The following is a 15,326-nucleotide window of genomic DNA, read 5'->3' as shown; positions in this document are numbered from 1 at the left end:
AAGGGGAATGAGGGCTCAGCGGCGCAGCTTCTCGAGGGCCCTGTCGTAGCGGTTGTTGGCCCACACGACATAGATGCCCGTGAAGCCCCAGGCGGCGAGGATGACGAGCGCTCCCAGGAGGATGCCCACGGACAGCCCCGGCACGAGCTGCTGGCCCATCAACGGCTTGTTGAACGCCACGAGCAGGATGAAGCCGAAGTAGGACACGAGGGTGCAAGCGGTGAGGGCGGCGGCCACGCGCCAGCGCGACGCGGCCAGTGCTTCGAGCTCCGGATTCGAGTGGGTCTGGGACATGCGGTCGGGCTTTCCGTGGGGGGTTGGGCGGGACTCCAGCATGGAGGGCTTCCCGAAGGAAGGCGCGTCCACTCGCCCAGGGACTCACCATCCCCGTTTTCCGGGTGAAGTGGGCCCAGCTCATTCCGGAAGGTGCAGTTGCGCCACGAGCAGGGGCCGGGCCTCGGCGAAGGAGTGCTCCACCTGGGCCACGAGTGTCTCCGCCCCCTCCAGGCCGGAGTCGCGCGCGAGGTTCTCCAAGGTCTTGCACAGCAGCCGCACCCGCATCATCCCGAACATGCCGCTGCTCGTGGCCAGGCCATGGGCCTCGTTCGCGAGCTGCCCGGCATTGCCCGAGGCCAGCAACTCGCGCAGCCGCGTCAGCTTCGCGGGGGTGCGCGCGAGGAAGCCCTGGGCCATCTCCGCCACCAGGTTGGGCGCCTGCTCATCCTGGAGCACGCTCAGCTTCTCCAGTTGCCGCACATCCATCGCGAGGGCCTGCTGCTCCATGGCGCCCCATTCTGCCCGAGCCCCGTTGGACCGGAAGAATCAACCGGGGGTGATGTACACACTCGCTCCCCGGCCCACGCCGAGCTCCCGGGCCGCGCTGCCGTCGCGCACCGACACCTCCAACAGGCCCGTGCTGCCCACCAGCGACAGCGGGGCGCCGCTCGCCACCGTTTGATAGTGCACATGGGGCGCGTCCGGGATGACGGTGGTGCCCAGCCGCACCTGGAAGCGGGTGGGCAGCGACTCTCCGGGCACGTTGGTGACGAGGTTGCCGTAGGTGTCCACGTGGAGCACTTCGCCCACGAGGGTGTCGTCTTCCCGCCGGGGAGCGGGAAAGGAGAAGGGCGTTTCCAGCCGCGTCAGGGCCCGGCCGAGCTTTTCCAGGGGAACGCCCATGGCCAGGTGCCCCACCACGGGGGCGAACACGTCGCGGCCATGGAAGGTGCGCGAGCGCCGGGGACCCCACCCCGCGGGCTCGGTCAGCTCGACCGCCACGTCCATGCCCCCGAGCAGGGAGAGCGCGGGGACCAGCAGCCCGTTGTCCGGACCCACCAGCATGTCGCCCCGGCGGCTCCTCACCGCCACTCCACGGCGCGCCGAGCCCACGCCGGGATCCACCACCGCGAGATGCAGCGAGCCCTCGGCGAAGGACTCCACCGCGCTCCAGAGCAGGAAGGCGCCACCCCGCACATCCTGCGGGGCTACCTCATGTGTCAGGTCCACCAGGTGCACGTGGGGCGCGACCCGGAGGATCGCCGCCTTCATCTGCCCCACGTAGGTGTCCGTCAAACCGAAGTCCGTGAGCAGGCCGAGCGTGGGACGCATCATGCCGGGAAGATACTCGCACCGAGCCCTTCGCTTCCCAGGCCTCATCCGCGCTAGAACGGGGAGACCCTCGTGCCCCCCATGCGCGTCATCGTCCTTGGCTGTGGAGTCTCCGGGTTGTCTTGTGCATGGACGGGCACGGAGGGGGGGACGTTGTCCTGGGGATGCGCCGAGGAAGTGGTCGCGCTCCTCTCGAGGGCCCGGGAGGGCGGGGCCCATGTCGGACCGGTCGGAAATCCTGCGAGCACGGGGAGGACGGATGGAACGTGAGGAGAGCCAGGAGCGCATTCAGGCCGTGCTGCGGTTGCCCGCGGCCCGGCGCTACGCGTACTTCCTCCAGCGCGCGGTGGAGTCGGGGGAAGTGTGGGGCCTGGACGGAGAAGGGTGGGCGCTCGCGCTCGATGATGCGGGACGCGATGTGCTGCCCTTGTGGCCCGCGCCCGAGTTCGCCGCGCTCTGCGCCACGCGGTTGTGGGAGGGGTTCCAGCCTCGCTCCATTTCTCTGAGTGAGCTGTTGGAGAACGTGTTGCCGCAGCTCGAGGAGGAGGGGATGCCGGTGGGTATCTTCTTCACCCCTCAGGGTCAGGGTCACCCCACGTCCGCGCGCGAGCTCATCGACGCGCTGCGTGCCGCGAGCGGCCCCGTGGCGTGAGCCGCCGCGGCGTGCCCTTTTTCCCGTTTATTCATGTCAAAATAAATGAACCGGGAGCCGCCTTCGTCGGGGCCCGGCGGCAGTGCCGAGAACGAGAGGGCGCTGAGTCACGCGTCGTCTCGGGCGCGCCGTGTCTCCTGGGGGGGGATGGCGCGGAGCGTCTGATCCAAGGGAGAAAACCCATGCAGTCTGGAGTCCACATGAAACGGTGTCGCGGTATCGGGCGGCTATGGATGGCCTTGAGCGTGTTGATGCTCGCGGCCTGCGGCGAAGCACTCCCCACGGACGCCGACGGTGAGGAGCTGTCGTCCACGCCGGCGCTGTCCCCCCAGAGCACGGGTACGCGGCCGCAGGGCCTGGCCAGCGAGAACAAGGTCCTCATCCTGGCGGGCACCGTGACGGGGGGCACCGACAGCGTCGAGGCCCGCATGGCGCGCAACCTTGGCTACGGGGTGGAACTCGTCACCGACGCCCAGTGGGCCGCCAAGACGTCCGCGGACTTCGCCAACTACCGCGCCCTCATCCTGGGCGACCGCACCTGCAGCACCGCGCGTGGCCTGCTGAGCGCCGCCGAGCAGAGCAGCGGCAAGTGGGGCCCGGTGGTGGACGGCAACGTCATCATCGTGGGCACCGACCCCGTCTACCACGACGAGGACCAAGTCACCCTCAACTCGGTGCAGTTCGCCGCGGCGCAGGAGGGCAAGACGGGCATGTACGTCAACCTGAGCTGCTACTACCACGAGACGGCGCCCAAGACGAAGGTGCCGGTGCTCAACCCCTTCGGCTCCTTCACGGTGACGGGCGTGGGTTGCTACAACGACGCGCACATCGTGGCCACGCACTCGGCGCTCAACGGGCTGACCAGCGGCGTGCTGTCCAACTGGAACTGCTCGGTGCACGAGGCGTTCGACTCCTACCCCGAGGCCAACTTCACCCCGCTCGTCATCGCGCGCGACCCGGCGTATGGCTCGCGGCTGCCGGGCAGCAAGGACTTCGCGGACGGCTCGCACGGCGTGCCGTACGTGCTGGCGCGTGGCGCCATTCCGCTGCGCTGTGGCGACAAGGTGATTCAGGCCCCCGAGGAGTGTGATGAGGGCATCGAGAACGGCGTGCCGGGCACGAAGTGCTCGTCGGTGTGCCGCCTGAACTGGTGCGGTGACGGCAAGCTGAACCCGGGAGAGGAGTGCGACACGGGCGCCGCCAATGGCACGGGCACCTGCTCCGCGTCCTGCCGCATCACGGGCCCCACCAACCGTCCCCCGGTGGCGAAGTGCAAGGACCTCGACCTGACCCTGAGCGCCACCTGCGGCGCGACGGGCTCGGTGAACGACGGCTCGTACGACCCGGACAACAACCTCAAGGAGTGCGTGCAGACCCCCGCGAGCTTCTCCGGCGCGGGCAGCACCTCCGTGACGCTCACGTGCACGGACACCGCGGGCCTGAGCGCCAGCTGCACCGCCACCGTGAAGACGGCGGACGTCACGCCGCCCACTGTCCTCTGCCCGGAGAACGTGCGGCTGGATTGCGTGAACGCGGGCCGCTGGTACTCGCCGGGCGTCGCCAGCTACAGCGACAATTGCCGGGTGGTGTCCTCCACGGCGCGCTATCCCACCGCGCACCTCCCCGTGGGCACCCACACCTTCACCTTCGAGGCCTCGGATGGCACCAACAGCGCCAGCTGCAACACGACGGTGACGGTGTATGACGCTCCTCCGGAGCTGACCCTCGGAGGCGCTCCGGACATGACGCTCGCGTGCGGCTCGCCCTACGTGGAGATGGGCGCGGGGGCCTTCGACTCGTGCTCGGGCGGCCCTATGTCCGTCTCCGTCTCCGGCTCGGTGAACAACAAGGTGCCCGGCGTCTACATCATCACCTACTCGTCGAGCGACTTCAGCGGCAACACGGCGACCGTGACGCGCAAGGTGACGGTGCTGCCGAGCGACGTGTGCGGCAAGGACGAGCCCAAGGGCGGCTGGATTCTCACCGGCAGCATGGCGCTGCCCCGCCTGCAGCACACCGCCACGAAGCTGGACGACGGCCGCGTGCTGGTGGCCGGTGGCTTCAACACCAGCTCCGAGCTGTATGACCAGGACACCAAGACGTGGACGGCCACGGGCAACACCCTGGGCGCCCACCGCGGCCACACGGCCACCAAGCTGCAGGACGGCCGGGTGCTGATTGCCGGCGGCGGCGCGTGCCCGATTACCAGCGCGACGGCGGAGCTGTACGTGCCGGCGCAGGGCAAGTGGAAGCCGGCGGGTCTGCTCAACACCCAGCGCTTCGACCACAACGCGGTGCTGCTGCCCAACGGCAAGGTGCTGGTGGCGGGCGGCTTCACCAGCGAGTTCTACGGCACGGCGCTGGCGACGGCGGAGCTGTATGACCCGGCGACGGGGACGTGGAGCTACACGGGCAGCCTGGCGCGGGCGCGCGGCTACCACACCATGACGCTGCTGCCCAACGGCAAGGTGCTGGTGACGGGTGGCAGCAACGTGGCGGAGGCGAACGCGGAGAACCCGAACCTGCTGACGTCGGCGGAGCTGTATGACCCGGCGACGGGCAAGTGGACGAGCGCGGGCGAGCTGGGCACGGGCCGCGCGTGGCACACGGCGACGCTGCTGCCCAACGGGCAGGTGCTGGTGGCCGGTGGCGCGGGAATCGACGTGGCCAAGAGCCAGTCGGCGGAGCTGTACAACCCGGCGACGGGCACGTGGACGGCGACGGACGCGATGAAGTCGCCGCGGCGCTGGCACACGGCGACGCTGCTGGAGAACGGCGAGGTGCTGGTGGCCGGTGGTTACCACCAGCTCACCGGAATCCAGGTGGCCTCCGAGCGCTACAACCCGGCGACGGGCAAGTGGACGGCCACGGTGGACATGAACGTGGACCGCTACCGCCACACGGCGACGCTGCTCAACAACGGCACGGTGCTCGCGGCCGGTGGCGCCAGCAACCATGACCAGGCGTCGGCCGAGTACTACGACCTGCGCGAGCTGTAGGCGCGGGGCAGTGGAAGGGAAGTGAGCGGGAGGGCGGTGCGAGCCGCCCTCCCGTTGTTCTTGGTGCTCACGGCGGCGCGGGCAGGGCCACGGTGTTGGGCGCTCCCGGCTCGGGGACCGCGTGCCGGGTCAGCAGCAGCTCCAACTCGGCCAGTTCGCTCGCGTGACGCAGGGGGGCGCGGGCATAGGTGTCGCGCGCGGATTGGGCGAGCTTCCAGGCGCGCTCCGGTTGGCGCCGGGCATCCCACAGCGCGCGCGCCAGCGCGAAGCGCACCGAGGCCGTGTACGCCGGGCGCAGGGGGTGGCGCTCGATGACGGCCAGGACGTGCTCCAGCAGGGGGATGGCCTCGGTTGCCCGGCCGAGCTTCTGCAAGGCCTCGCCCTTGCCCGCGAGCGGCAGCACCCCGGAGGGAGAGTCCTTGCCCAGTGTCTTCTCGAAGAAGCCCTGCTCCCGCTCGAAGAGAGCGAGCGCGCGCGCGGGCTGTCCCAGCTCCAGGTAGCTGTTGCCGATGGCCACTCGCATCAGGGCGGTGTGGATGTGCTCCTTGCCCAGGGTGTGCTCGCGTAACTCCAATGCCTGCTGGCGCAACTGCAGGGCCTTGTCGTGCTCGCCGCGCGTGTCGTACAGGTCCGCGAGTCCTCCGAGCGCTTGGGTATGTACCCGCTCGTAGCGGGGGGCATCCTTCTTCGTGAGCTCCAGCACCTCCTGGTAGGTGCGTTGCGCGAGCGCCAGTTGCTCGAGCGCCGTCCGGGCATCCGCTTCCTTCACGCGCGCCTGCAGGAACTCCAGGCTGTCGGGGCCCGTGAGCTCGCGTTGCAGGTTCGCGGCTTCCTCGTAGTGTCCGAGCGCCTCGGCGTCGCGTCCTTCCGCGGCCTCGAGATCGCCATAGGCGATGTGGAACTGGGCCCACTCGTCCGAGCGTTCGCCGTAGGCCTGTTGGCCAATTTCCCTCACCCGGTCGAGCAACCGGCGTGCGTCGGCCATGCGCCCCTGGAAGGCGTACATGTTCGACAGGTTCGTCATGGGTTGGGTGAGGAAGGGGTGGAGCGGCCCGAGGTTCGTCTCGCCCAGGCTCACGAGCGTCTCGAAGGCGCGCTGGCTCTCCTCGTGCCGGTCCAGGTTGCTCAGCGCGGCCACGGCGTTGGTGCCATAGCGCAGCGTCATGGCATTGGCGGGACCGAGCTGCCGCTCGGCCAGGGCGAAGGCCTTGTCGAAGGCCTCGTGGGCCTCGGCGAAGTGGCCTTGCTGGTAGAGGGCCATGCCTCGGTTGTTGTGGAAGATGGCGCGCAGCTCGCCGTGCTCCCCCAACCGGTCGAGCGAGGCGAGCGCGAAGGGCTCCCAGCGCGCGGCCTCCTCGAGAGGGCCATGGGTGTCGTAGTAGCCCATCAGCCGCACGCTGGCGGAGGCCGCGACCAGGTCATGCCGCGCGGCATGCGCGAGCCACAGCGCCTCGGTGAGCAACTCGGGCACGCCCAGGTTCTCTCCGGAGAGCAGCTTCGTCCAGGCGCGCATCAACAGGGACTCGGCGCGCACGGGGGCGTAGCCGAGCTCCTTCGTGCGCTCCGTCTCCTCGGCGGCGAGCCGCAACGCCTGCTGGAGCTTGCCCGCCTCGGTGAGCGCCTTGACGCGGGCGAGCCGGGCGCGCGAGGCGTCCACCGCCTGGCGCGTGGCGGGCTCCTCGGGAGGTGTCACCTCGGCCATGAGCGCCCGCACGTCCGCGCACCCCTGCAAGCCCCGCAGCGCGCTGGTGGCGGAGAGGGCCTTCTCCACCACGGTTCCGTCGGCCTCGGTGAAGACCTCGGTGAGCGCGGCCAGCTCCTGCAGCCGTCCGTCCAGACAGGCCATGCGCAGGGACATGACGGCCTCGGACTGCTCGCCCCTGAGCCGCGTGGCCTCGCACGCCGCCACGTGCATGTCCTTCCACGCGGTGGTGTACGCGTCGAGTGCCTCGCGCACCCGCCGCCAGGTGTCTCCGGCATAGGTGCGGCCGGTGGCGAGGAAGGACCTGGAGATGGCCTCCTGGCGAGGCTCGTCCCAGATGCCCTCCAGCCGCTCCGGAGCGCCCGTGCACAGGCGGGTCTGACGCTCGTGCCACGAGGCGCCCACCAACGTCCCCGAGCCGATCATGACTCCGAGCAGCGCCGTGACGGTGAGCCGGCGCCGGAGCACCTGGGCGGGATCCCGGCTCAGCACGCTCAGCAGGGCATTGAGCGAGGGATAGCGCGCCCCGGGCTCCCGGTGGAGGGCGCGCAGGAGCGCCCGGCTCACCCAGGGCGGGACCTTCGAGGAGGACGGCGGAGGCCGGAGGCGACCGTCCAACACGTTCTGCCGGCGCTCGGCCGGAGTCTTTCCCTCGAAGGGGCGCTCCCCGTGGAGGGCTTCCCACAGCGACACGGCGAAGGAGAACTGATCGCTCCGGGCATCCGCCACGGCGCCGCGGAACTGTTCGGGAGCCATGTAGGCCGGCGTGCCGAGCACCGCGCCCTGTTGCGTCAGGTCCAGTTCCAGCAGGCTGTGCGACTTGACCGGCCCGGTGTCCCGGGACGGCGCGGCGTGGGGAGGGAGGACTTCCGCGGGCGCGTTGTGCGGGCGTGCCAGACCGAAGTCCGTCACCCGCACGCGCTCGTCCCTGCCCACCAGGACGTTGGTGGGCTTGAAGTCGCGGTGCACGAGCCCGGCGTCATGCGCCGCGGCGAGTCCCCGGCCCGCGGCCAGGAAGGCCGCGAGGATGTCCCTCCAGCCGCGAGGCTCTTGCTGCTGCCACTGTGACAGCGTGCGCCCCTCCACCAGCTCCATGGCCATGAAGACCTGGGCGCCATGCTGGTGCACGTCGTAGACGGCCACCACGTTGGGGTGGGACAGCCGGGCCATGGCCTGCGCCTCTCGCAGGAGCCGGGCCCGTCCCGAGGTCATCTCCCCGCCCGTCTCCGGATCTCCCGGTGGCAGCAGCTTGAGCGCCACCTTGCGGTCGAGCACCGAGTCATAGGCCGCGTACACCATCCCCATGCCGCCCTCGCCCAGGGGATCGAGCACCACGTACCGGTCCAGGGCGGTGCCCCGGCCGAGCGGGGCGAAGGTGGGCCCAGCGGAGGAGGCGGCACCCGCCACTCCGAGTTCGACCGTGCGCCGATCATCGGTCTTCAGTGTGCGGCGCTCGTTGTCATCGAAGGGCTCCATGACCGCCTCTCTTCACACGCTCCATGTTACGCCGGAGCCCTCGCTCCGGGATGCGTCCCAGCCCGCTCGGTGGGCAACCAGGCTCAGCTCCGTCCCGCGAGCCGGTGCAAGGCGTCTCCGGTGACCCGGAAGACGGTCCAGTCGCTCATCGGCACCGCGCCGACGGACTTGTAGAACGCGATGGCGGGCGCGTTCCAGTCGAGCACGGACCACTCGAAGCGCCCGCAGCCGCGCTCGACGGCGAGCCGCGCCAGGTGCGTGAGCAGCCCCTTTCCATGGCCCTGGCCCCGGTGCTCGGGCAGCACGAAGAGATCCTCCAGGTAGAGGCTCGGGCGGGACAGGAAGGTGGAGTACGTGTGGAAGAACAGGGCGAAGCCCACCACCTGTCCGCCTTGCTCGGCGAGGACGACCTCGGCGTGGGGCCGCTCGCCGAAGAGGTGCCGCCGCAGCGCCTCTTGCTCGAGCACGACTTCGTGGGAGAGCTTCTCGTACTCGGCGAGCGCCCGGATGAGCCGGGCGATGGCGGGAACGTCCTCGGGGGTGGCGGAGCGAATCATGCGCGGGATGCTAGCGCTCCGCTCCCACGCCCTGGAACGGGGAGCGGGCCTTCGCTCTTCGTTCCAGGACGCTCTCGATTTTCAAGGCGTGGGAGTGGCCGAGCCGGGCGCGGCGCTGTCCGCCATGCCCGAGGGCTGCTTGTCGATCTCCTCCGCGGGGTAGCCCCGCGCCGCCTCGATGTAGCGCGGGGGCTTCACCTTGCGGCGATCCTTCGCGCTGAGGTTCTCGGGGCCCGTCAGGGTGGGCTCCGCGTCCGCCGAGGCCGCCTGGACCATGTGTCCGTCACAGAAGAGCCATTCCGTGCGGCCGTTGGTGAACTGGCGCGCGTAGAAGACGTCGGTGCTGCCCACCTCGGGGTTCTTCGCGCACCACGTCTCGCGCGCCTTCTGCTCACGCACGGGCGCCTCTTCCTTCCACTTGTTGCGCACCTCCTGCGCCTCGAGGATCTGATCGCCCTCCTTGAGCCGCGCGCGCGACAGCTCCACGAGCTCCTGCCCACGCCGGGTGAGTTCCGGGAAGGCTCCCGAGTGCGCGAAGCCGCACCCCTGGAGCGCCTTGAGGTTGGCCTGATGCACGTTCAGCACCTTGGGCAGCGAGCCCGCGGCCTCCTGGAGCAGCTGCGTCTGCTGGGCCCGCTCGGTGGAACCCGGAGTATTGGCCAGCTCCGTGGAGGACAGGAAGCGCGCCAGCAGGCCATTGACGCCGCTCAATTCATCCAGCAGCCAGCGTGGCTCCGCCGCATCGCAGATGTTGGCCTTGGCTCCGACGTAGTCCCGGTACTCCGCGCGCCCTCCGGCCAGGGCATAGGGCTGCACCGGGACTGGCGTCGACGCGCACGCGCCCAACGCCAGGCTCAAACCTCCGAGGATCCATTGCTTCTGGCTCGTGAAATTCATGGCTCACCACTCTAACGGACGAGGCCCGTCCCATTGAACTGATTTGACGTCAAATCAACCTTTCCGGACGAGGAGTGCGTCCGGTCAGCGAGGGCTCTCGTGACAGGGTCGGCGGCCGCTTGCAAGGCGCGGGTGAGGGGGGCCAGGCGGCTTTCCGCTGGCCTACCCGTGCCGCGCGGCGAGGTCGATGTAGCCGCGCACCCAGATGAGGTTGATGGCGTGGCAGGCGTCGAGCGGCGTCCGGGTGGTGGTCTCCAGCGTCGCGGTGTAGGGCACGCCGCCGCGCGTGAAGTAGTCGGTGACGCTGCCGTCGTGGTGCTCGATGAGCCCGTCCGCGTCCGTGACGTGGGCCTCGTCCACCTTCTCGTCGCGCAGGACGCGGGCGTAGCGCGAGGACGCCTCCACCAGGGGACGATGGGCGGCCTTGTCCCCGAAGACGTACGCGTAGGTGCCCGAGCCGGGCAGGTAGTCGTCCTGGTGGATGTCGAGCGCGGCGGCGGGGGCGGGGTAGCGCACGATGTCCGAGCGCACCGCGCGGGTCTCCTTGGGCCCTCCGTCGAAGAGCGTCCAGCGCAGGAAGGACTCACCGCGCGCCAGCTCTCCCTTCCAGACCCCGGGCGCCGTCTCGTAGCGCAGGAAGTCGTTGTTGATCTTCTCGCCGCTCCGGTTGTAGCGCGTGCCGTCCTCGAAGCCCGAGGGATTGATGCACGGGTAGACGCGCAGGCCCACGCCGCGCGCGCGCGCGTAGGCGGCGATCTCCTCGAAGTGGTGGCTGAGCGTGAGCGGCCCGGCGGGCTCCTCCCCGTGGAACCCCGAGGTGATGACGAGCCAACGTTCACCCGGCACGATGAGGCGGAAGAGCGGGTACTCCACGCCTCCCTCGGTGACTCGGGCGTACTCGTTCACCTCGGCGAGGCGGGAGTAGTCGCGGATACGGCGGATGAACTCTGGATAGTTCTGAGGCACCCCCCCAACCTACTCATTTCCCGGGTAGGCCGAAGTGGCTGGACGTCTGGCCTGTGTCCGGCCGTGAGCACCCCGGCGGCGTCCGGCTCAGCGCTCGTGGTGCGAGCGGATGCCGGCGGACACCTGCTGGCGCTGCTCGGGGGAGAGGACGCGGTGGGCCTCCAGGAAGGCATCGGCCACCTTGTGGGCGAAGCCGCGCAGGGCGTCCACGCGCGCGTCCACGAGGGCGTGCACCCGGGTGGCGTCGGGCTGGGCCGAGTCCCACTGCTCCAGGGCCTGCTTCCGGGCCTCCTTGTTCTCCACGACCAGGCGCTTGCCGTCCTCGAAGAGCCCGTCCTTGAGGCCCTGGAGCGTCCGCTTCTGGGCATCCGTGGCGTTCAGCTCCTCCAGGCGGTCATCCAGCTTCCAGGTGATCATCTGCTTGATGCGCTCGGGGTCGCGCGCGCCGCCCCCCCAGTGTCCGCCCCGGAAACCGGTGAGCAGGACGAAGGCGAGGACCGCCGAGCCGGCGAGGAGGATCTTGTTCTTCGAGGTCATGTCCGTGACTCCTTGTCGAGGGCTCCCGGGGAGACACCTCGCGTGGGGTGGATGCACCGTTCATCGGTGACAGGAGACAAACTGCACGCCGTGCGTTGGGGACGTTTGAGCGGGGCGTGAAGAAGTGTGAAGGGGAGGGCGGACGGACGGGCGAGGGCTCGCTCCCCGGACCCAACCCGCTGGCTCCTTCACGGCTTGTACGGGCCATGCCACAAAGCGCCCGGTTCCGAGCTTCCGGCTCCGGACGCTTCTCGCGGTTGGGAACTGGCGGGCGGCCCGGACCTGAACTTTGGTGCAGACAAACCCTCTAACGACTACTTATCCGCCATGTCCTTTACCCACCTCCACCTGCACTCCCTGTACTCGCTCCTCGATGGCGCGATCCGGATGAAGGATCTCATCAAGACGGTGAAGGAGAAGGGGATGTCGAGCGTGGCCGTGACGGATCACGGCAACATGTTCGCCACCATCGACTTCTACAAGAAGGCGAAGGACGCGGGCATCAAGCCCATCATCGGGATGGAGACGTACGTCGCCGGGCCGAAGGGGCGCGAGGACCGCACCGAGAAGGTGGGCCACCACCTCATCCTCCTGGCCAAGAACAAGGAGGGGTACGACAACCTCAAGTACCTCTCGTCCATGGCCTACCGCCAGGGCTTCTACTACCACCCGCGCATCGACAAGAAGCTCCTGGCCGACCACAGCAAGGGCCTGTTCGCGCTCACCGCGTGTCTGGGCGGGGAAGTGACGGGCGCGGCCTTCCGCGGGGACATGGACCACGCGCGCCGCGCGGCGCTCGAGTACAAGAACATCTTCGAGCCCGGCCAGTTCTTCCTCGAGGTGCAGTCCAACGGGATGCCCGAGCAGGAGACGGCCAACACCAACCTCAAGCAGCTCAGCCGGGACCTGGACATCCCGCTGTGCGCCACCGCGGACGCGCACTACATCAAGAAGGAGGACGCGCGCGCGCACGAGTTGCTCATGTGCATCGCCAGCGGCAAGACGCTCGCGGATGGCAAGCGCATGAAGCACTCCACGGACAAGCTCTACGTCACGAGCCCCCAGGAGATGCTCGAGTACTTCCATGACACGCCCGAGGCCGTGCACAACACCCAGCGGATCGTGGAGCAGATCAACCTGGAGCTGAAGCTCGGCAAGCCCATGCTGCCCACCTTCCAGGTGCCCGAGGGCTCCACCGCCGACAGCTACATGGCGGAGCTGGCGCGCAAGAACCTGGAAGAGCGCTTCATGGAGATCGACACGGCGCGCTTCCGCGCGGGCCAGCCGCCCGTGGACCGCGAGCCCTACAAGGCCCGCCTGGAGCTGGAGATCGGCGTCATCCTGAAGATGGGGTTCAGCGGCTACTTCCTCATCGTCCAGGACTTCATCAACTGGGCCAAGCAGCACGGGATTCCAGTGGGCCCGGGCCGTGGCTCGGGCGCGGGCAGCCTCGTGGCCTACTGCCTGCGCATCACCGACCTGGATCCGCTCCCGTACAACCTGCTCTTCGAGCGCTTCCTCAACCCCGAGCGCGTGTCGATGCCCGACTTCGACGTCGACTTCTGCCAGGACCGGCGCGACGAGGTCATCAAGTACGTGGGCCGCAAGTACGGGGAGAACAACGTCGGGCAGATCATCACCTTCGGCTCGCTCAAGGCCAAGAGCGTGCTGCGCGACGTGTGCCGCGTGTTCGCGCTGCCCTTCAGCGAGGGAGACCGCATCGCCAAGCTGGTGCCGGAAGTGCTCGGCATCACGCTCAAGGACGCCATCGAGCAGGAGCCCCGGCTCAAGGAGATGATGGAGAAGCCGAGCGCCATCGGCCAGGTGGACGGCAAGGACGTCACCACCAAGGACGTGCTGGAGATCGCCATGGCCCTGGAGGGCCTGCACCGCCAGCCCGGCATGCACGCGGCCGGCGTGGTGATCGCGGACAAGCCCCTGTGGGAGTTCGTGCCCACCTACCAGCCCCCGGGCCAGGACACCCTCATCACCCAGTTCGCCAAGGACGAGGTGGAGGCCGCGGGCCTGGTGAAGTTCGACTTCCTCGGCCTCAAGACGCTCACCGTCATCCAGAACGCGCTCAACCTGGTCAACCGCAACCCGCCCAACGGCAAGAAGATCGAGCGCGAGGACATCCCGCTGGATGACGCCGAGGTGTGGAAGCTCATGGCGGAGGGCGACACCGCCGGCGTGTTCCAGATGGAATCCAGCGGCTTCACCGAAATGGTGATGAAGCTCAAGCCGAGCTGCTTCGAAGACGTCATCGCCGCGGGCGCGCTCTACCGCCCGGGCCCGCTCGACTCGGGCATGGTGGACGTGTTCATCAACCGCAAGCACGGCCGCGAGCCGGTGGTCTATCCGCACCCGCTGCTCGAGCCCGTCCTCAAGGACACCTACGGCGTCATCGTCTACCAGGAACAGGTGATGCAGATCTCCCAGGTGCTGGGAGGCTACACCCTGGGCCGCGCGGACCTGCTTCGCCGCGCCATGGGCAAGAAGAAGGCCGAGGTCATGCAGGCCGAACGGGCCGGCTTCCTCGAGGGTTGCAAGAACAACAACGTGGACCTGAAGGTCGCGGGGGAAATCTTCGACCTGATGGAGAAGTTCGCCGAATACGGCTTCAACAAGAGCCACTCGGCGGCCTACGGCCTCGTGACACTGCACACCGCGTGGCTCAAGGCGCACTACCGCGTGGAGTTCATGGCGGCCCTTCTCACGAGCGAGAAGGACAACACCGACAAGGTGGTGCTGCACATCGGCGAAGCGCGCCAGTCGGGCGTGCAGGTGCTGCCGCCGGACGTGAACCAATCGGACATGGCCTTTGGTGCGGTGGAGGGGAAGATCCGCTTCGGCCTGGGCGCCATCAAGGGCGTGGGCGAGGGCGCCATCGAGTCCATCGTCGAGGCGCGCCAGGAAGGGGCCTTCAAGAGCCTGTTCGACTTCTGCGAGCGCGTGGACTCGCGGCGCGTCAACCGCAAGGTGCTCGAAGCGCTGGTGAAGGCGGGCTCCTTCGACTTCGAGAAGCGCCCGCGCCGGCAGATCTTCGAGAGCATCGAGCGCGCGATGAACCGCGGCTCGAGCAGCCAGAAGGACAAGGCGGCCGGGCAGAGTTCGCTCTTCGGGATGCTCGGGGGCGGTGGCTCGGGCGGCGGCGCGATGAAGGACGACTACGCCCAGGTGGAGGAGTGGTCGGAGAAGGAGCGCCTGTCGCTGGAGAAGGAAGCCATCGGCTTCTACGTGTCGGGGCACCCGCTGCACCAGTACGACAAGGAGCTCAAGCGCTACGCGCGGCCCATCACCGCGGTGCAGCGCGCGCGCAAGGACGAGAAGCTGACCATCGCGGGCGTGGTGGCGGCGCTGCGCGAGCGGCCCACCAAGACGGGCAAGCGCATGGCGTGGGTGACGCTGGAGGACCTGTCCGGCTCCCTCGAGCTCGTGTGCTTCCCGGGCAAGGACGGCACGCGCAACGTGATGGGCAAGGATGGCAAGTGGATGAAGTCCGGCCCCAAGCCCGGCTTCGAGCACTGGGAGCCCTTGCTCAAGAACGATGATCCCATCCTCGTGACGGGCACGGTGCAGATCAACCAGCGCGACGAGGACACGCCCGTGGCGGAGCTCATCGTGGAGGACATCCAGAGCCTCAAGGCCGTGCGGGAAAAGCGCACCAAGCGCCTGGAGCTGCGCGTGCCGGTGGACCTGGCCACGGATGATCGGCTGGTGAAGCTCGCGGAGATCGTGAAGAAGTACGAGGGCGCCACGCCCATGGCGGTGAGCCTCTTGTTCGCCAACGAGGCGGAGGCGCTGATCGGCAACCTCGCGCACAAGGTCCAGGTGAGTGACGAGCTCATCCAGTCCGTGGAACGGCTCTTCGGCATGAAGGTGGTCGAGTTCGGCTGAGCGTGGGCGTGGACGCTGTCCGCGCTTTGGCTCAG

11 protein-coding genes are annotated in these 15,326 nt (G+C 68.9%); 3 read left to right on the top strand and 8 right to left on the bottom strand.

The genetic code is table 11. The annotated features are described in order from the left end of the window. Window positions 1-15: 15 nt before the first annotated feature. The 3 genes from MEBOL_RS07575 to MEBOL_RS07565 all read right to left on the bottom strand — a co-directional run bounded on the left by MEBOL_RS07575 (window position 16) and on the right by MEBOL_RS07565 (window position 1,611). The gene (locus MEBOL_RS07575; RefSeq protein WP_095982643.1) at window positions 16-294 is read right to left on the bottom strand and encodes a DUF485 domain-containing protein; all 279 of its coding nucleotides are present in this window, start codon (window positions 292-294) and stop codon (window positions 16-18) included. A gap of 120 nt (window positions 295-414) precedes the next feature. Further along, window positions 415-783, bottom strand: a complete 369-nt coding sequence (locus tag MEBOL_RS07570; RefSeq protein WP_095976781.1) for an Hpt domain-containing protein — start codon at window positions 781-783, stop codon at window positions 415-417. 39 nt (window positions 784-822) lie between these two features. Then, window positions 823-1,611: an SAM hydrolase/SAM-dependent halogenase family protein gene (locus tag MEBOL_RS07565; protein ID WP_157774803.1), complete on the bottom strand. Its 789-nt coding sequence runs from the start codon at window positions 1,609-1,611 to the stop codon at window positions 823-825. 256 nt (window positions 1,612-1,867) lie between these two features. On the opposite strand from MEBOL_RS07565, the gene MEBOL_RS07560 reads away from it, so the two are divergent. Beyond that, entirely contained in the window at window positions 1,868-2,260 is a 393-nt protein-coding gene (locus MEBOL_RS07560; protein ID WP_095976779.1) for a DUF2750 domain-containing protein, read from the top strand. 200 nt (window positions 2,261-2,460) lie between these two features. Next, window positions 2,461-5,259, top strand: a complete 2,799-nt coding sequence (locus MEBOL_RS07555; protein WP_095976778.1) for a Kelch repeat-containing protein — start codon at window positions 2,461-2,463, stop codon at window positions 5,257-5,259. A 67-nt stretch (window positions 5,260-5,326) separates the two neighbouring features. Here the strand turns inward: MEBOL_RS07555 and MEBOL_RS07550 are convergent, their stop codons facing one another. The 5 genes from MEBOL_RS07550 to MEBOL_RS07530 all read right to left on the bottom strand — a co-directional run bounded on the left by MEBOL_RS07550 (window position 5,327) and on the right by MEBOL_RS07530 (window position 11,394). Next, window positions 5,327-8,437: a serine/threonine-protein kinase gene (locus MEBOL_RS07550; RefSeq protein WP_095976777.1), complete on the bottom strand. Its 3,111-nt coding sequence runs from the start codon at window positions 8,435-8,437 to the stop codon at window positions 5,327-5,329. A gap of 83 nt (window positions 8,438-8,520) precedes the next feature. After that, the gene (locus tag MEBOL_RS07545; protein ID WP_095976776.1) at window positions 8,521-8,994 is read right to left on the bottom strand and encodes a GNAT family N-acetyltransferase; all 474 of its coding nucleotides are present in this window, start codon (window positions 8,992-8,994) and stop codon (window positions 8,521-8,523) included. Between the two features lie 81 nt (window positions 8,995-9,075). Further along, window positions 9,076-9,891 (bottom strand): hypothetical protein, encoded by an 816-nt coding sequence (locus tag MEBOL_RS07540; RefSeq protein ID WP_095976775.1) that lies wholly within the window; start codon window positions 9,889-9,891, stop codon window positions 9,076-9,078. A 162-nt stretch (window positions 9,892-10,053) separates the two neighbouring features. Next, window positions 10,054-10,857 carry a M14 family metallopeptidase gene (locus MEBOL_RS07535; protein WP_095976774.1) on the bottom strand — a complete coding sequence of 268 codons (804 nt, stop codon included), beginning with the start codon at window positions 10,855-10,857 and terminating at the stop codon, window positions 10,054-10,056. 87 nt (window positions 10,858-10,944) lie between these two features. Further along, window positions 10,945-11,394, bottom strand: coding sequence for a Spy/CpxP family protein refolding chaperone (locus tag MEBOL_RS07530; protein ID WP_095976773.1), 450 nt, complete (start codon window positions 11,392-11,394; stop codon window positions 10,945-10,947). 327 nt (window positions 11,395-11,721) lie between these two features. Here MEBOL_RS07530 and dnaE point away from each other — a divergent pair, with 327 nt between their 5' ends. Next, entirely contained in the window at window positions 11,722-15,291 is a 3,570-nt protein-coding gene (gene dnaE / locus MEBOL_RS07525; protein ID WP_095976772.1) for a DNA polymerase III subunit alpha, read from the top strand. The last annotated feature ends 35 nt before the right edge of the window (window positions 15,292-15,326 follow it).

The sequence above is a fragment of the Melittangium boletus DSM 14713 genome, from assembly GCF_002305855.1.
In the GTDB taxonomy this organism is placed as follows: Bacteria; Myxococcota; Myxococcia; order Myxococcales; family Myxococcaceae; genus Cystobacter; species Cystobacter boletus.
This window is presented reverse-complemented; position numbering and strand designations above follow the sequence as displayed.